The organism is Pseudomonas serbiensis (assembly GCF_030580745.1).
In the GTDB taxonomy this organism is placed as follows: domain Bacteria; phylum Pseudomonadota; class Gammaproteobacteria; order Pseudomonadales; family Pseudomonadaceae; genus Aquipseudomonas; species Aquipseudomonas serbiensis.
Genome location: NZ_JAUQOO010000002.1, coordinates 203,396 through 220,843 on the forward strand (window position 1 = coordinate 203,396; position 17,448 = coordinate 220,843).

Genomic DNA, 17,448 nt, shown 5'->3' on the forward strand with positions numbered 1-17,448 from the left:
TTTGAAGCCAATGAAAGTGAACTGCCCAAATGCCTGACTGGAACTCCTACGTAACGCGCACGCTCGGTCTGATACGGCGCTATCCGAGGGTGATTGCGGCAGGTGGTTTCATCTCCGGGATCGCCAGTTTCATTCTGGTGGACCGTCAGGCCGGGCTGGCGACCTGGATTGCGGTGGTCATGCTGATCAGCTGGCTATGGCTGATGATCGAAAACAGCATGGTGCGGCTGTTCAGCAAGACGTTCGGTCGGGAAATACCTCAGGGCCTGCTGCGTTACGGCACGCAGTTGATTCATCAGGAAAGCCTGTTCTTCGTGCTGCCGTTCTTCTTCATCACCACCACCTGGAACAGCGGACAACTGGTGTTCACCGCCTTGCTGGGGGCCGCGGGGCTTATCTCGATCATCGATCCGCTGTACTACAAATGGCTGGCACCGCGCCGCTGGCTGTTCATGGCGCTGCACACGCTGACGCTGTTCGCGGCACTGCTCACGGCATTGCCCATCATCCTTAACCTGACCACTGCAGAAAGCTACAAACTGGCGCTGGGCACGGCCATGCTGCTGTCATTCCCCAGCCTGGCCTCAAGCTTCCCGATCAATACCTGGCGACGCGGTGTGGCGGTGGTCGCTCTGATCCTGGCCGTCGGCAGTGCAGGCTGGCTGTTACGCTCCTGGGTTCCGCCCGCAACCTTGTGGCTGACTGAAGTCGCCGTGAGCACCAACTTCGATAACAAGAACCGCACACCGGGCGAGAGCATCAGCCAGATAAGCGCCGCGCAGCTACGCCGCGATGGTTTGTATGCCTACACCGCCATCAACGCACCTCGCGGCCTTGAGGAGCGCATTTACCATGTATGGCGACGTAATGGCGAAGAAGTGGATCGTATCGCGCTGGATATTCATGGCGGACGCAAGGAAGGCTATCGTGCCTGGACCCACAAACAGAACTTCCCTCAGGACGTTGTCGGGCGTTGGCAGGTCCGGGTGTTGACCGAAGACGGACAAATGATCGGCGTGCTGCGCTTTGAAGTGACCGATACCGATCAACCGGCAGTCACCAAACCGACAGGCAGGCTGATCAAGCTCAAGCCGGGCGGCGACCAGGAAGAAAGCGCTCCGCAAGCGGAACAGCCCCCCGCTCAGAAGGAAGAGCCCAAGCCCGCGCCGGAACCGGAACAGCCTGCTTCAGAGCCCGCGCCCGAGAAGCCGGCTGCACAATGACGGTCAGGTAGCGGTCGCACCAAAGAACCAGTAGCAGACGAAAATGGCCGCGACGACACCCGAGAACTCGGCCAGCAGTGCGCAACCCACCGCATGGCGCACTCGCTGGATACCGACCGCGCCGAAATACACCGCCAATACATAGAACGTGGTTTCCGTGCTGCCCTGAATCGTGGCGGCAGCCAGCGCAGCGAAGCTGTCCACGCCCTGAGTCTGCATGGTTTCGATCAACAAGGCCCGCGCAGCACTGCCGGAAAAGGGTTTGACCATGGCGGTCGGCAGGGCATCGACAAAGCGCGTATCCCAGCCCAGCCACTCCACCAGATGGCGGATGCCTTCCAGACCGAAGTCCAGCGCACCCGAAGCGCGCAGCACACCTACCGCACACAGCATCGCAACCAGATAAGGCAGCAGGTTTTTGGCAACATCGAACCCTTCCTTGGCACCCTCGACAAACGCCTCATAGACCTGCACCTTGCGCAGCGCACCAATGATCATGAACAACATGATCAGGCCGAACAGCGTCAGGTTGCCGAGAATGGAGGACAGACCGGCCAGCGCCGCCGCCGACAGCGTGCCCAGGAAAGCCATGAAACCACCGAGCAGCAAGGCGCCCGGAATCAGATAGGCAAGCACCACCGGGTCCCACAGACGCAGACGTTGCATGAACGCCACCGACAGCAGACCCACGATAGTCGACACGCTGGTCGCCAGCAGAATCGGCAGGAATACCAGCGTCGGGTCCGGCGCGCCTTGCTGGGCGCGGTACATGAAAATGGTTACGGGCAGCAAAGTCAGGGACGAAGCGTTGAGCACCAGAAACAGGATCTGCGCGTTGCTGGCAGCCGTCTGGCTGGGGTTCAACTCCTGTAGAGAACGCATCGCCTTGAGCCCGATAGGCGTAGCGGCGTTATCCAGGCCCAGAGCATTGGCAGCAAAGTTGAGGGTAATCAGGCCCAGCGCGGGATGGCCCGGCGGCACTTCGGGCATCAGGCGCAGAAACAGCGGGCCAAGCACCTTGGCCAGCCAGTCGACAATCCCGGCCTTCTCGGCAATGCGCAGAAAGCCCAGCCAGAGCGTGAGGGTGCCGAACAGCAGAACCATCACCTCGACCGAGAGCTTGGCCATCGCAAAAATGCTTTCGACCATCGCGGCAAAAATACCGGCGTTGCCTCCAATCAGCCATTGCCCCATGGCGGATACGCACGCAACGATAAAAAAACCAAGCCACAGGCCATTGAGCATCGGATATGTCCCTCACAAGATGCGGCGATGATAGCGGCGGGGCGAGCTGGAGGGAAATCGGGAGCCGCAGATACGACAAACCCCGGAAAGTCCGGGGTTTGTCGGTGTAACCGATCAGCGATCAGTCAGCGAGCTGAGCAGCAGGAACCGGGTCCTTGCTGCGCCAGTGCGGCAGGGAGTTCCAGTAGCGCTGGCCCTTGGCTTCGTCGTACATGCCTTCCCAACGAGCGATAACCAGTACCGCCAGGGCATTACCGATCACGTTCAGTGCGGTACGCGCCATGTCCATGATGCGGTCGACACCGGCGATGAACGCCAGACCTTCCAGCGGAATGCCCGCGCTGCCCAGAGTGGCCAGCAGCACCACGAACGATACGCCCGGCACGCCAGCGATGCCTTTGGAGGTGACCATCAGGGTCAGCACCAGCATCATCTGTGCGCCAACCGACAGGTCGATGCCGTACAGCTGGGCAATGAAGATTGCCGCGATGCTCTGGTACAGGGTCGAACCGTCGAGGTTGAACGAGTAACCGGTCGGTACCACGAAGCTGCAAATGGCTTTCGGCGCGCCGTAGGCTTCCATCTTCTGGATCACACGCGGCAGGACCGTTTCGGAACTGGCGGTGGAGTAAGCCAGGATCAGCTCGTCCTTGAAGATGCGGATCAGCTTCATGATCGAGAAGCCGAACATGCGGGCGATCAGGCCCAGGACCACGAAAGCGAAGAAGGCGATGGCCACGTAAACCAGGATCACCAGCTTGGCCAGCGGCAGCAGGGAAGCGAAACCGAAGTTGGCGACTGTCACCGAGATCAGAGCGAATACGCCAATCGGGGCGTAGTTCATGATCATGTGAGTGACTTTGAACATGGTTTCCGAGACGCCCTGGAACATCTTCACCAGCGGCTCACGCACCTCGGCTTGCAGGCTGGAAAGACCCAGGCCGAACAGAACCGAGAAGAAGATGATCGGCAACATTTCGCCACGCGCCATGGCAGCAAAGATGTTGGAAGGGATCAGGTTGAGGATCGTCGCGATGAATGCGTGATCGTGCTGAACCTCGGCAGTGGTCTGCTGATACTTCGAGATATCGACCGTGCCCAGGGTGCTCATGTCGATACCAGCGCCCGGCTGGAACATGTTGGCCAGAACCAGGCCGACAAGAATCGCAATGGTGGTGACGACTTCGAAGTAAATGATGGTCTTGAGACCGATGCGACCCAGCTTCTTCGCGTCGCCCACACCGGCAATACCGACGATCAGCGATGCAATCACGATCGGGATCACGATCATTTTGATAAGACGAATGAAGATATCGCCTGCTGGTTGCAGGATATTACTGATCCACCAGGCCTTCTCGGCACTGAAGTGGTTGAGCAACGCACCGAGGGCAATCCCCAGTACCAGTCCAATCAGAATCTGCCATGCCAGACTCAGCTTTGCCTTCTTCATTCAATTACCCTTGTTTTTAGTGGCTTGGACATACCCGTAACCGACATGCTGAAACTGCTTTTTCCACAGCAATGCCGAAGCCGAAACGTCCAGAGAAGGTCACCGCAAACGAGCATCAAAGCTCTATAGCAGGCGAAAAAAGGCGCAACTATTCCCATGGCACGGGGGTACGTCTAATGCCATAAACGACTACCTCATGCCGAATCGGCATACAAAAACGACCATTCGTATCTAATAACGACACAAAAAAGTTGTCCCTATTGCCCCCACAAGTGGCTAGAACGTCGCCTCCAGCCTGGCAAGGAGAATTGGCAGCGACTGCATGGCCGAGGGAAAACGGGGCCGTATCCTTACAAGAAATATTGGATCGACGGTCATCCCGGCTCACTGAAAGACGCTGATCCGTCCCATGAATCCACCGCCTGAGGACATACATTCAGCAACATATTTGGCGACTGGGTGAGTGCGCAAGAAGTTGCGCACTGAACTGTGGATAACCCTGTGCATACTTTTATGCAGGGCTTTTAATTCAAGACTTACAGACGATTGCGCAAAAAGTTGCGCAGTAGTGCGCAACTTCTTGCGCACTTTATCCCTGTTTTTTAAAGAAAATCGGGCATGGGTAGCGCTGAAATTTCCTAACCACTTGATACATAAGAGCCTTACCAAAACTGGCATGTCTTTTGATGGGAAAAGGCACCCCGACAGGCCTTTTTGCCCTTTCGGGAGGAGGAGATTCACTCACAGTTTTCAGGCATGGATAGCCAGAAAAGCGATCCGTGCTCGTTGCAGCCCAGCACGAGGAACAAGGGATGTTCTCATCGGCCAACCAGCCCCAATTCACGCTGACCCTCGAAGGTACAGACTTTCAGGTTCTGGCCTTTGAAGGCCGTGAAGCGCTCAACACACCCTTCGCATTTGAACTGGAACTGGTCAGCGAAAAAGCCTCGCTGGACCTCGAAGGGCTGCTGCACAAACTTGCCTTCCTGCAACTGTCGCCCTCAGGCACCGGCATTCACGGCCTGGTGTACAGCATCGCCCAAGGCGAGGCCGGCAAGCGCCTGACTCGCTACCGGATCAGCCTGCGCCCGAAGCTGGCTTACCTGGAACACCGCATCAATCAGCGCATCTTCCAGCAAATGACGGTGCCACAGATCATCACCCAGGTACTGGAAGAGCACGGCATTCTGGCCAGCGATCACCAGTTTCATCTGAGTACGGAATACCCCGAGCGGGTGTACTGCGTGCAATACGACGAGTCCGACCTGCAATTCATCCAGCGCTTGTGTGAGGAAGAGGGGATTCACTACCACTTCCAGCACAGCAGCAGTGCCCACACGCTGGTGTTCGGCGACGACCAGACGGTGTTCCCCAAGCTGGCCCCGGTGGCCTACCAGCAGGACAGCGGCCTGGTGGCCGATACCCCGGTCATCAAGCGCTTCGAGCTGCGCCTGACGACCCGCACCAGTCGCACCACCCGGCGTGACTACGACTTCACCAAGCCGCGTATCGAGCTGGAAAGCGATGCCAAAAGCGAAGCCCAGCCAGATCTGGAGGATTACGACTACCCAGGCCGCTTCACCGATCGCCAGCGCGGCAAGCATCTGGCCAACCGGGCGCTGGAGCGCCATCGCAGCGATTACCGCATGGCCGAGGGCCGCAGCGACCAGCCGCTGCTGGTCAGCGGGCACTTCCTGTCGTTGACCGAACATACCAACGCGGCCTGGAACGATCTGTGGCTGCTCACCGAGATTGTCCACGAGGGCAAACAGCCGCAGGTCCTGGAAGAGTCGGTGACCAGCGACACCACCCACCTCAAGGACGATTTTCACCAGGGCTATCGCAACCGCTTCACGGCCACCCCATGGGACGTGCCATACCGCCCGCCACTGGATCACCCCAAGCCGCAGGTGCTGGGCACCCAGCGCGCGGTAGTCACAGGCCCGGAGGGCGAAGAGATCTTCTGCGACCAGTATGGCCGGGTGAAGGTGCAGTTCTTCTGGGACCGCGAAGGTGAGCACGACGACAAGACCAGTTGCTGGATGCGCGTGGCGTCAAACTGGGCCAGCCAGAACTTCGGCTCGATCAATCTGCCGCGCATCGGCATGGAAGTACTGATCACCTTTCTGGAAGGCGACCCCGACCAGCCGCTGCTCACCGGCTGCCTGTACCACGGCGTCAACCTGCCGCCCTACAAGCTGCCCGATTTCAAGACTCTGGCCACGGTCAAGAGCAAGGAATACAAGGGCAGCCGCGCCAACGAACTGCGTATCGACGACACCACCAGCGAGATCAGCATTGCACTGCGCAGCGACCATGGTGCCAGTGCGATCAACCTCGGCTACCTGACCCATCCACGCCCGTCTGGCGGCAAGCCACGCGGCGAAGGCTTCGAGCTGCGTACCGACCGCCATGGCGCGGTGCGGGCGGCGGCAGGGTTGCTGATCACAACCGAACCACGCCCCAACGAATCGAAACACCACAAGGATCTGCCCGAAACGGCCGAACGACTGGCCACCGCCAGTGAGCAGCAGGACGGCCTGGGCGCCCAGGCTCGCGAAGTGCAGGCTCAGGAAACTGGCGATCAGGACGATGTGGCCAAAGCGCTGCATGCTCAGCACCAAGGCATTCTGGGCAGCGGCCCGGCGAACATGAGCGCCAATGAGTTTCCGGAATTCACAGAACCGCATCTGGTGCTGGCAAGCCCGGCCGGCATCGCCTTGTCCACGCCGCGCTCCAGCCATATCGCCACTGGCGAACACCTGGCCCTGAGCAGCACCGGACACACCAGCCTGTCCATCGGCAAACGCCTGCTGGCCAGCGCCAGCCAGGGCATGCGGCTGTTCGTGCAGAACCTGGGCTGGCGACTGGTGGCCGTCTCCGGCGACATCGACGTCAAGGCCCTCAAGGACAGCATCAACCTGCTGGCCAAGCTCAATATCACCGCCAATGCCGACCGCATCACCATCACTGCCAAGACCGAGCTGGTGATTCAGGGCGGCGGCAGCGCCACCACCTACAACGCGGGCGGCATCACCCACGCCACACCCGGCCCCTACACCGCGCACGCGGCGAACTTTGCCTACACCGGGGCCAAGAGTCTGGCGGGCGTCTTCCCCGAACCACCAAAACCGGGCCAGGGCACGCTGGAGTTGTTCAACCAGTACGCGGGATTGCAGGGCATCAAAGGGGGAGACTTCGAGGTTATCGATGCATTGGGCAAGAGCCTCAAGGGCAGCCTCGACGCCAAGGGCTTTGCCACGGTTTCGGGCGCAGCACCGGGGCCAGCACAAGTGAAGTTCGGGCCGGACCCGGCGGATACCTGGAGTGACGGCAGCTACATCGGCAAACCTGAATGGCCAGCGGAGCAGCCGGAAAGCGACAGCGCGCCGTCGTCCATTCAGGCAATGGTAGCCAGTGTGCTGCCGAGCGAAGGCAAGGCTGCCGAGCTGCTGGACAGCGGCAAGGCGCTGGCCAAGGGCGGGATGGACATGGCCAGCAGTGGAATGGCCGCCGTCCAGAAAGGCATGGGCGTGGTGCAATCCGCGCAAGGAGCCCTGCAGACCGCCCAGCAAGCCAAGAGCGTATTGCAGGCCGGCGCGTCAGGCCTTCCGCAACTGGCCAACCTGGCTGGCACCGCCGTGCCGAGTGCGGCGTCGGTATTGGGCAATGCGAGCAAGTTGGCGCAATTGCCCACGCTACCGGCAATGCCCAAGCTGCCGAGCTTGCCGAGCCTCACGCCTCCCTCGATTCCCCTGAAAACCCCCGATCTTCTGGCGGGTGAGATGCTGTCATGACGACTGAAACTACAGCGGTAGCAAAACGTGAAGCGCAGGTGGCAGTCGCGCCGCTCAATACCCTCGACCTGCAAGACGTGGGACGCGGTGCGGCGGTCTTCGATGCCTGGTTGCAGGAAGTCAGCGGCGGCATCGTGACCCTGGAGCGGATCAAGAACACCGCCGGGGCCTTGCCGGTGGTGGGCAACATCATGGCGCTGGTCGATGCGCTGAGCGATATCGTCACTCTGACCAAGAGCCAGAAACGCGAAATGCTCGACTGGGTAAGCCTGGGCATCAACCTGATCGGCGTGTTGCCAGCGCCACCCACCATGGCTGCGGCGCGCATGAGCCTGCGCCCGACACTGTTTCTGGTGCGCCAGGAACTGCGCCACAGCGCCAAGCTGGTGATGGGCGATGCCCTGATCGAGATTCTGATCGGGCACCTGAACGCCACCATCGTCGGCACCATCGATGACTTCGTCAAACAGGCCGAACCCAAGCTGGCAGCGATCCTCAAGGACGCAGGCAAGCTGGGCGAAGACGTGATCGGCGAAATCGCCAAGGGCCTGGAAGCCGTGGCCAACGGCACCCTCGACGCCAAGGGCGACCTCAAGGCTGCCAACGCCCAGCTCAGCATGGCGGGCGATCAACTGCTCAATGACCCCAAAGCCGCAATCGGCAATATCTTTGGCGGGCTGTTCAGTGCCTACAAGGCGGCAGGCAAAGGTGTCGCCAACAGCGCGGCAAAAAACCTGCTGCCCGACGAAGCCAGGAAACGGGTACTGACCGAAACCGCCGGCCTCAAGGCCATGGGCCCGGAACTGAGCGCCCAGCTAAGCCGCCTGAGCGATCCCCGAGCCTTGCACTCCATTGGCTGGCTGCTGCAAATGCTGGCGACCTCGGTTGCTTCCTGGCGCAAGCGTCAGTTGCGTGGCCAGAGCGCCAGCGTCAAATCGGGCACCACCAGCCAGGCAACAAAGCAAGCGGGCGAAGGAGAAATGGGCGCGCAGGAAAAACAGGCACCCGCCACTGGCAATCCCCAGTGCCAGAAAAACGGGGTCTGTGCCGTTACAGACAAAAGCATCAGCTTCGCCCTCGGCTCCGAAACCTTCAGCCACACCGACTTCAGCCTGCCCGGCCCCTTCCCGATTCACTGGGCGCGCCTCTATAACTCGCGTTTGTCGGCCTACGATCAGGGCATCATGGGCGCACGCTGGATCAGCGAGCTCACTACCCGTTTCGACCGGGTCGACGACGGGCTGATGTTCCACGACGCCGACGGCCGCAGCCATGCCTGCCCGCTGCCTGCGGTCGGCCTGTTCCATTACGACGCCATCGAAAACTTCACCCTGGTGCGCGCCAGCGAAGAGCAACTGGTGCTGTGTCGTGGCTTCGAGCGCAAGGAAACCTACCTGCGCCACGGCAGCCACTACCGACTCACCGGCGTCGAACTGCGCAACGGTGCCGGGGTGATGCTGCATTACGAGCATCGCCATGGCGACTCCAGCGTGCTGTCCGACATCCTGACCTATCAGGGTGGCGACATCAGCAAGGTACACCTGCACGTCGGCACGATGCTCGACGAACATGGCCGCCTGATCGGTCTGTGGGAAATCAAGGACGGCACGCCGCTGCGCCAACTGTGCCGCTACCAGTACGACGCTTATGGCGATCTGGTCCAGGCGCAGGATGAAAACGGTGCCGCCTGGCAGTATCACTACCAGTCGCACCTGATCATCCGCTACACCGACCGCACCGGACGCGGCATGAACCTGCAATGGGACGGCAACGGTGCCGACGCCCGAGCCGTACGCGAATGGGCCGACGACGGCAGTTTCGACACTCGCCTGGAGTGGGACGAAAACATCCGCCTGACCTACGTCACCGATGCCTTGGGCCATGAAACCTGGCACTACTACGACATCAAGGGCTACACCTACCGCATCCGCCACGCCGACGGGCGTTCGGAATGGCTGTTCCGTGACGAGGCCAAGAACGTCGTGCGCCACGTGCATGCCGACGGCAGCACCGACCGCTATCGCTACGACGAGCGCAGCAACCTGCTGCAACATATCCGCGCCGACGACACCGTGGTGCATTACGCCTACGACGATCAGGACCAGTTGATCAAGATCAGCGACGCCGAAGGCGGGCAGTGGCAGCGCGGCTACGATGATCACGGCAATCTGGTCGAAGCCATCGACCCGCTGGGCAACAAGACCGAATACGCCTACAACGACGCAGGTCTGCCCACGGCCATCAAGGACGCCCACGGCAATGAAAAGGTTCTGGCCTACAACGACGCCGGGCAACTCGTCGAATACACCGACTGCTCAGGCAAGAGCAGCGCCTGGGAATACAACGACCTGGGACAGATGGTCAGCTTTACCGATGCCGCGGGCAACACCACCGAGTACCAGTACAAGGCCGGGCACCTGGCGCTGATCATTCACCCGGACAAGACCGAAGAGCGTTTCGAGCGCGATGCCGAAGGCCGACTGCTGGCCCACGTCGATGCCCTGGAACGCTGCACCACCTGGAGTTACAGCGCAGCGGGCATGATTGCCGAACGCATCGATGCTGCCGAACAGACCCTGCGCTACCGCTGGGACCTGCTGGGTCGCCTGACCACCCTGGAAAACGAAAACGAGCGCCGCGCTCACTTCCACTACGACCCGGTAGGCCGTCTGCTGGACGAGTCCGGTTTCGATGGCCGGATCACCCGCTATCAGTACGACCCGGACACCGGCCGTCTGGCCCGCACCGTCAATGGCGAACGGGCCATCGACCTGAGCTTCGACCCCATGGGCCGCCTGATCGAACGCACGGCGCGCCTGGGCGAAAAGGCCCAGACCGAAACCTTTGCCTACGATGGCAACGGCAACCTGATCCTCGCCGATAACCCCGACAGCCGCCTGCAATGGTTCCACGACCCGGCGGGCAACCTGCTGCGCGAGCATCAGCACTATCTGGGGCTGGAAAAACCTCAGGTCGCGGTCTGGCAACATGAATACGACGTGCTCAACCAGCGCATCGCGACCACCCGCCCGGATGGGCATCGCGTCAGTTGGCTGACCTATGGCAGCGGTCACTTGCTGGGAATGCGTCTGGATGACCACGACCTGATCGGCTACGAACGCGACGACCTGCACCGCGAGATCGCCCGTCACCAAGGCAACCGCCTGCTGCAAACCCAGAGCTGGGACCCGGCCGGACGCTTGCAGGAACAACTGCTGGGCCGCTCCGACGACAAATCCACCCTGCTCAAACGTGAATATAAATACGACGCCGCCGGCCAGTTGACCGACATCAACGACAGCCGCCGTGGCCCGCTGGCCTATCGTTACGACCCGGTAGGCCGTCTGCTCAGCGCCACCAGCCGGTTGGGCGTGGAAACCTTTGCCTTCGACCCGGCAGGTAACCTGCTGGACGACACCGTCAACGAAATCCGCCGCCCGCTGGACCAGGACCCCAAGCGCAGCCAGTTGCTGGATAACCTGCTGCGCGAATACGCCGGCACTCATTACGAATACGACGAGCGCGGCAATCAGGTACTGCGCTGGCACAACGGCGCCTACAGCCGCCTGACCTGGGACCTGTTCGACCGGCTGGTGCATTTCGACGATGCGCGCCTGGCAGTGGACTACGCCTACGACGCCTTGGGTCGTCGGCTATACAAGCACTCGACTGCCCATACCCAACACCGCCCCGAAGCGGGCTCGCAATGGAACCGCAACGAACACGCCCGCAAGCAACGCGAACTGGGCTGCGGCTTCACCCTCTACGGCTGGGACGGCGACACCCTCGCCTGGGAAAGCAGCCCGGCACAACACGAAAGCGACACCGGCCGCACCGTGCATTACCTGTACGAACCCGGCAGCTTCGTGCCCGTCGCCCAGGCACTGCGCCAAAGCCCGATCAACCTGCTCGACCTGCCGGATTACAGCGGCCCCTACAACTTCGACGAAGACCCGCTCTGGCATCACACCGCGAAAGTCCAACCCTTCGACGCTCTGGCCTGGTACCAGTGCGACCACCTGGGCACACCACAGGAACTGACCGACCAGGACGGCAACATCGCCTGGAGCGCGCAGTACAAGGCATGGGGAGAAATCAAGGAACAACGCTCGGCCAGCGCCCAACAGCTCGGCCTGACCAACCCGATCCGCTTCCAGGGCCAGTACCACGATCATGAGACAGGACTGCACTACAACCGGTATCGGTACTATGATCCGAGGGTGGGGCGGTTTGTTAGCAAGGATCCGATTGGGTATGCGGGTGGGATAAACCTGTATGCGTATGCGCCGAATCCGGTGGAGTGGGTTGACAGGTTAGGTCTCAGCCCACGCTGCCGATATGACTCAAATATGAATCCATTAGAGAAAATGGCTCACAGTATACATGGCGAATCTATAAAACCCGGTGGATCGCCGAGGGCGTTCAACAGTGAAACAATTGCTGTAGCTGTTCTGGCTAGCCCCAATGGGGAGACTCAGACTGTGGCTGCATCCAGTCGTGGAAGAATGACAGGGGCTCAGAGGGCAAAGGCCGGTCTGTTGGGGGTCACACCTATTTCAGTGCCTAATGTCTCAGGCCCAGAGGGGCATGCTGAAGTTAATATCATCAACCGATATGCAGCGCAGAATGACATGAAGGTCGTTGATATTGCTGCAAGTCGCCCTATATGTTGCTCTTGTGAGGGAGCAATCCTTAATCATGGTGCAAACCCAGTTTCACCTGTTAAACGTAAAAGATAGTGGGGTTTTTAAATGAATAACTCAGAGAAGGTTTCTTTTTTTGTACTGCTGAGATCATTTGATCGATTTGGTGGCTTGCTTAAGGAGATGAAGGTCGATATTCCGAAAGATATCATCTTGTTTCTGGATAAGCTTTGGGCATGCCTTGCTTCAGACTCCAATAAAATAAATATCAAACCCACTGTTAAAATTATAGATTCTGCTGTTGTAGATGAGCAGGACGCAAGTACTGAAGAGGTATTTAAAAATCTCTACATGTACGCACTTTCTGATTTACTTATATTTTTCTCGGAGGGAGAGGAAAGCTTAAGTGCAGCGGAAAGCTCTATTGTAGATGCTTATGATTATATCGCGGCTCAAAATTTCTTACTCAATGAAAAGGGTGGAAAGGCTATGGCGTTGAGTGAAGATGACGAAAGGAAAATCAAAAACGACCCTCTTTATATGAAAGAGCTTGATGCTTTACGAGTAGATAGGGAGTTTGCTGAAAAAATTGGCGAGTGGGAGAGAGTATTAGAGTTTCGATGAATTCCCTGACACGGTTGGCATAAGTGGAGGTGTTTTTATGTTCAGGATAAATACGATGCGCATTGATGCCGTCAAGTAGGTATTAAAAGGAGTACTTAGTGAAAGACATCATCCGCCTGGGCGACGCCACCACTCACGGCGGAGTAGTCCTTGAAGCCTTCTCCCAAACCAACCTCAACGGCAAGCCCATTGCCGGTGTAGGCCATAAAGTCAGTTGTCCTCTGTGCAAAGGGATTTTCCCCATCGCCGAGGGCAGCAGTACTTATGCAGTGGATGGAACGTCCGTGGCCCTGGACGGCATGAAAACCGCTTGTGGCGCCAGCTTGATTGCCAGCGGACCGAAAGGGGCTGTAATCAGTTAGGCAGCGCCCATCAAACACAGAAATGAATTTTCCGTAGGAGCGAATTCATTCGCGAAGGGCCAGTACAGCGCATAAACATTCGCCGTCTGGAACCTTTTCGCGAATGAATTCGCTCCTGTTTTGGCTTTTACAACTTGGCTTTGACCGCCGCCAATCCATCTTTGTCATCGATGGTCTTCACGCCGTCGAGCCATTTATCGAGGACGGCGGGGTTGGCCTTGATCCAGGCTTTGGCGGCTTCGGCGTTGCTGACTTTCTTGTTCGCCACCTCGGCCATGATGCTGTTTTCCATGTCCAGGGTGAAGCTCAGGTTGGTCAGCAGCTTGCCCACATTCGGGCAGGCTTCGGCGTAGCCTTTGCGGGTCAGGGTGTAGACCGAACCGGTTTCACCAAAGTACTTCTCGCCGCCCTTGAGGTAGCGCATGCCTTTGATCTGCACGTTCATGGGGTGCGGCGTCCAGCCCAGGAAGGCGACGAAGGTCTTTCTCTTCACGTTGCGGTTCACTTCGGCCAGCATGGCCTGTTCGCTGGACTCCACCAGTTTCCAGTCGCCCAGCTCGAATTCGTTTTTCTTGATGATCTCCTGTAACGACAGGTTGGCCGGCGCGCCGGAGCCGATGCCGTAGATTTTCTTGCTGAACTTGTCGGCAAATTTGTTCAGGTCGGCGAAATCATGCACGCCGGCCTCCCAGACATAATCGGGCACGGCCAGGGTGAATTCGGTGCCTTCCAGGTTTTTGGCAAGCTGGGTGACATCGCCGGTGGCCACGAACTTGTCGTAGAAGCCTTGTTGCGCAGGCATCCAGTTACCCAGGAACACATCCAGTTGACCGTCCTTGAGACCGCCGAAGGCAATCGGCACCGCCAGCGTATCGACCTTGGCCTTGTAACCCAGGCCATCGAGCAGCAATCCGGTAATGGCGTTGGTGGCGGCAATGTCGCTCCAGCCGGGGTCGGCCATTTTTACCGTGCTGCAACTCTGATCAGCGGCATGCGCAGCCAGGCTGCTGAGCGTCATGACACCGACCGCAAGTGCTGTGGATAACTTTTTCATGCGTGTGACCCTTTTGGTTTTCTCGGTGATGGCAGGGTTCAAGGTTGCGGATAACGGGCCTTGCGCTCCAGATCGTCCAGATCAATATGGTTGCGCATGTACTGCTGACTGGCGTCGACCAGTGGCTGGTGATCCCAACTCTTCAGCTTGCCGATGGCCAGTGTGCTGGCGACAAAACGTCGCCGACGCTGGCTGGCGAGCACCTGATGGTGTATCGCCGGTATGTCCCATTTGGCGCGAGCTTCGGCCAGAAAATCAGTGAACAACTGTTGATGAACGGGCGACTGGCTCAGTTCTTCCTGTTCCTTTGGATCGTTGTCTACATCGAACAATAGGCACGGGTCCTGTTCCGAGTAGATGAATTTGTAGGCGCCCCGACGAATCATCATCAAGGGGCTGGTGGTGCCTTCAGCCATGTATTCGCCGAAAACCTCGTCATGCCCGCCTTCGCCTTGCAGATGCGGTAGCAACGAGCGGCCGTCAAGCGGCAGGCCGCTGTCCAGTTGGCCTTCAGCCAGATCAACGAAGGTCGGCAACAGGTCGGCGGTGGACACCGAAGCACTCACGCGACCCGCCTTGAAGTGGCCCGGCGCGTAGACCAGCAGCGGCACCCGCGCCGACATCTCGAACCAGTGCATTTTGTACCAGAGGCCACGCTCACCCAGCATGTCGCCATGGTCGCCCGAGAACACGATGATGGTGTCTTCGGCCAGGCCCGTTTCTTCGAGTGTTTGCAGCAGTTTGCCGACGTTGTCGTCGATATAGCTGCAAGCGCCGAAGTAGGCACGGCGGGCATCGCGGATCTTGTCCACAGGCAGCGGCTTGTCCCACAGGTCATAAACCTTGAGCAAACGTTGCGAGTGCGGGTCCAGCGTATCCTGATCCGCGTGGGCCACTGGCAGCGGAATCTCTTCGTCGCGATAAAGATCCCAGAACGGTTTGGGGATGGTGTACGGGTCGTGAGGATGGGTCATGGAAACCGTCAGGCAAAACGGCGCGTCGCCGTCCTGGCGAACATGATCGAACAGGTACTGGCGGGCCTTGAATACCACTTCCTCGTCGAAATCCAGTTGGTTGGTGCGCACACACGGCCCGGCCTGAAGCACCGACGACATGTTGTGATACCAACTGGGCCGCACATTCGGCTCGTCCCAGTTCACGGCCCAGCCATAATCGGCCGGATAGATATCGCTGGTCAGCCGCTCTTCGTAACCGTGCAACTGGTCCGGGCCGCAGAAATGCATCTTGCCCGAGAGCGCGGTCTTGTAGCCCAGGCCGCGCAGGTAGTGGGCATAAGTCGGGATGTCTGCGGGAAAATCCGCGGCGTTGTCATAGGCGCCGATCCGGCTCGGAAGCTGGCCGCTGACCAGGGTAAAACGCGAGGGCGCACACAGCGGACTGTTGCAGTAAGCGGAGTCGAACACCACGCCTTCTGCAGCCAGACGGCTCAGGTTTGGCACTTTGACGGGAGACGTTGCGTAGAACGGCAACATGGGCGCGGCCATTTGATCGGCCATGATGAACAGAATATTTTTGCGCTTCATGTAATCTCGGCATCCCATTGTCAGCAGTTATGCGAAAGTGTTGTATCGAGGATGAAGATCTCCGGTTTTACGGTAAAGCCCACACAAAACAATGCCTAGGATAAGCACAGCTTATGTTTGAAACCCTCGGTGACATGTCTCTGGATCTGCTGCGCGCCTTTGAAGCCGCAGCCCGCCTGCGCAGTTTCACGGCAGCGGCCATGGAGCTGGGCACGACCCAGCCTGCGATCAGCCAGCAGATAAAGCGCCTGGAAGAACAATTGGCGACCCGCCTGTTCGACCGTGTCTATCGCGGGATCGAGCTGACCGAGGCCGGAGAAATCCTGTTCGGCCATGTACAGAGCGGGTTGCAGTCCATGGACAGCGGTCTGGTTGCCATTACCGAGCAGCATCAGAACGAGGTGTTGCAGGTCGCGACTGACTTTGCATTCGCCGCCTACTGGCTGATGCCTCGTCTGCATCGCTTTCACAAACACCACCCGGATGTGGACGTCAGCCTTGTGACCAGCGAGCGCAGCCACAGCATGCTCAGCGCCGATATCGATGTGGCGGTGCTGTTCGGAGACGGGCGTTTCAAACAGGGTGAAAGCCGCTGGTTGTTCAGCGAAGAGGTTTTTCCGGTGTGCAGCCCACAGTTGCTTGCCGGCCGGGCAACCCCCTTGCCCAACGAAGTCTTGCGCGAATTCGCGCTGCTGCATTTACGCGGCGAGGGCAGTAACAACTGGTTCGACTGGGCCGGCGTGTTTCGGGAATTCAATATTCCCCAGGCCCCGGCCCCCGGCCAGTTGCGTTTCGACAATTACACGCTATTGATCCAGGCCGCCATTGCCGGGCAGGGTATTGCCATTGGCTGGCGGCATCTGGTCGATGATCTGCTCGATCAGGGCCTGTTGTGCCGCCCTGTTGCAGCCACGGCGATTTCCGCCTGTGGCTATTACGTGGTCCTGCCGCAGCGCAAGCGACGACTTCAGGTCGTGCAGCAGTTTGTCGACTGGCTGGCCAGTGAACAGGCCCTCAGTGGCGACTCATTGACCGGTAAACCACTACCGTCGATTGCGGTTTGATCCTTATCTGTGGATAACTGGGAGCAATCTTGAGTTAGGGAGGACTTGGTAATGCAGGATGTTCAGGGCTATCACGCTCATATTTATTTCGATGCACAGACCATCGGGCAGGCGCGGGCCTTGTGCGAAGCCGCCACTGAAAAGTTTGACATACAGATGGGGAGGGTCCACGAGCGACTGGTGGGGCCGCATCCGGATTGGAGTTGCCAATTGGCGTTCGGGCACTCGCAGTTTGCCGATGTAGTGTTGTGGCTGGCGCGCAATCGAAAAGATCTGGTGGTGTTTTTGCACCCCTTGACGGGCGATGAGCTCAAGGATCACACCGAACATGCCATCTGGATGGGAGAAATTCGGCCTCTGGATATCTCCATATTCAGGGCCTGAGACGCAGGTTCATGAAGGCACAGAGCTGTGTATAACCTGCTCCGCTATAAGCAGTGAA

11 protein-coding genes are annotated in these 17,448 nt (G+C 59.0%); 7 read left to right on the forward strand and 4 right to left on the reverse strand.

What is annotated here, in order from left to right; all coding sequences use genetic code 11:
* The first annotated feature begins 29 nt into the window (after nt 1–29).
* Nucleotides 30–1,223 carry a DUF5924 family protein gene (locus Q6A51_RS03895; protein ID WP_304574171.1) on the forward strand — a complete coding sequence of 398 codons (1,194 nt, stop codon included), beginning with the start codon at nt 30–32 and terminating at the stop codon, nt 1,221–1,223.
* Nucleotides 1,224–1,226: 3 nt separating this feature from the next.
* On the opposite strand, the gene Q6A51_RS03900 is transcribed toward Q6A51_RS03895, so the two are convergent.
* Nucleotides 1,227–2,468 carry a nucleoside recognition domain-containing protein gene (locus tag Q6A51_RS03900; RefSeq protein WP_201019507.1) on the reverse strand — a complete coding sequence of 414 codons (1,242 nt, stop codon included), beginning with the start codon at nt 2,466–2,468 and terminating at the stop codon, nt 1,227–1,229.
* A 121-nt stretch (nt 2,469–2,589) separates the two neighbouring features.
* The gene (gene gltP, locus Q6A51_RS03905) at nt 2,590–3,918 is read right to left on the reverse strand and encodes a glutamate/aspartate:proton symporter GltP (RefSeq protein WP_201000962.1); all 1,329 of its coding nucleotides are present in this window, start codon (nt 3,916–3,918) and stop codon (nt 2,590–2,592) included.
* A gap of 812 nt (nt 3,919–4,730) precedes the next feature.
* Between gltP and Q6A51_RS03910 the strand changes: the two genes are divergently transcribed.
* The 4 genes from Q6A51_RS03910 to Q6A51_RS03925 all read left to right on the forward strand — a co-directional run bounded on the left by Q6A51_RS03910 (nt 4,731) and on the right by Q6A51_RS03925 (nt 13,344).
* Nucleotides 4,731–7,715 carry a type VI secretion system Vgr family protein gene (locus Q6A51_RS03910; protein WP_304574172.1) on the forward strand — a complete coding sequence of 995 codons (2,985 nt, stop codon included), beginning with the start codon at nt 4,731–4,733 and terminating at the stop codon, nt 7,713–7,715.
* Entirely contained in the window at nt 7,712–12,454 is a 4,743-nt protein-coding gene (locus tag Q6A51_RS03915; RefSeq protein WP_304574173.1) for an RHS repeat-associated core domain-containing protein, read from the forward strand. The genes Q6A51_RS03910 and Q6A51_RS03915 overlap by 4 nt, the downstream gene beginning before the upstream one ends.
* A 12-nt stretch (nt 12,455–12,466) precedes the next feature.
* Nucleotides 12,467–12,982, forward strand: a complete 516-nt coding sequence (locus tag Q6A51_RS03920; RefSeq protein ID WP_304574174.1) for a hypothetical protein — start codon at nt 12,467–12,469, stop codon at nt 12,980–12,982.
* 98 nt (nt 12,983–13,080) lie between these two features.
* Entirely contained in the window at nt 13,081–13,344 is a 264-nt protein-coding gene (locus tag Q6A51_RS03925; RefSeq protein ID WP_304574175.1) for a PAAR domain-containing protein, read from the forward strand.
* 127 nt (nt 13,345–13,471) lie between these two features.
* Here the strand turns inward: Q6A51_RS03925 and choX are convergent, their stop codons facing one another.
* Nucleotides 13,472–14,398, reverse strand: a complete 927-nt coding sequence (choX, locus tag Q6A51_RS03930; RefSeq protein ID WP_304574176.1) for a choline ABC transporter substrate-binding protein — start codon at nt 14,396–14,398, stop codon at nt 13,472–13,474.
* Between the two features lie 38 nt (nt 14,399–14,436).
* Nucleotides 14,437–15,942, reverse strand: a complete 1,506-nt coding sequence (gene betC / locus Q6A51_RS03935; protein ID WP_304574177.1) for a choline-sulfatase — start codon at nt 15,940–15,942, stop codon at nt 14,437–14,439.
* 113 nt (nt 15,943–16,055) lie between these two features.
* Between betC and Q6A51_RS03940 the strand changes: the two genes are divergently transcribed.
* Nucleotides 16,056–17,006 carry a choline sulfate utilization transcriptional regulator gene (locus Q6A51_RS03940; RefSeq protein WP_201019512.1) on the forward strand — a complete coding sequence of 317 codons (951 nt, stop codon included), beginning with the start codon at nt 16,056–16,058 and terminating at the stop codon, nt 17,004–17,006.
* 51 nt (nt 17,007–17,057) lie between these two features.
* Complete coding sequence (locus Q6A51_RS03945; RefSeq protein ID WP_201000950.1) at nt 17,058–17,390, forward strand: DOPA 4,5-dioxygenase family protein; 333 nt, start codon at nt 17,058–17,060, stop codon at nt 17,388–17,390.
* The last annotated feature ends 58 nt before the right edge of the window (nt 17,391–17,448 follow it).

Excerpts from the sequence above, each read along its gene's own strand:
- Q6A51_RS03895 (WP_304574171.1), top strand. The coding sequence starts at position 30 with ATGCCTGACTGGAACTCCTACGTAACGCGCACGCTCGGTCTGATACGG.
- Q6A51_RS03900 (WP_201019507.1), bottom strand. The coding sequence starts at position 2,468 with ATGCTCAATGGCCTGTGGCTTGGTTTTTTTATCGTTGCGTGCGTATCC.
- gltP (WP_201000962.1), bottom strand. The coding sequence starts at position 3,918 with ATGAAGAAGGCAAAGCTGAGTCTGGCATGGCAGATTCTGATTGGACTG.
- Q6A51_RS03910 (WP_304574172.1), top strand. The coding sequence starts at position 4,731 with ATGTTCTCATCGGCCAACCAGCCCCAATTCACGCTGACCCTCGAAGGT.
- Q6A51_RS03915 (WP_304574173.1), top strand. The coding sequence starts at position 7,712 with ATGACGACTGAAACTACAGCGGTAGCAAAACGTGAAGCGCAGGTGGCA.
- Q6A51_RS03920 (WP_304574174.1), top strand. The coding sequence starts at position 12,467 with ATGAATAACTCAGAGAAGGTTTCTTTTTTTGTACTGCTGAGATCATTT.
- choX (WP_304574176.1), bottom strand. The coding sequence starts at position 14,398 with ATGAAAAAGTTATCCACAGCACTTGCGGTCGGTGTCATGACGCTCAGC.
- betC (WP_304574177.1), bottom strand. The coding sequence starts at position 15,942 with ATGAAGCGCAAAAATATTCTGTTCATCATGGCCGATCAAATGGCCGCG.
- Q6A51_RS03940 (WP_201019512.1), top strand. The coding sequence starts at position 16,056 with ATGTTTGAAACCCTCGGTGACATGTCTCTGGATCTGCTGCGCGCCTTT.
- Q6A51_RS03945 (WP_201000950.1), top strand. The coding sequence starts at position 17,058 with ATGCAGGATGTTCAGGGCTATCACGCTCATATTTATTTCGATGCACAG.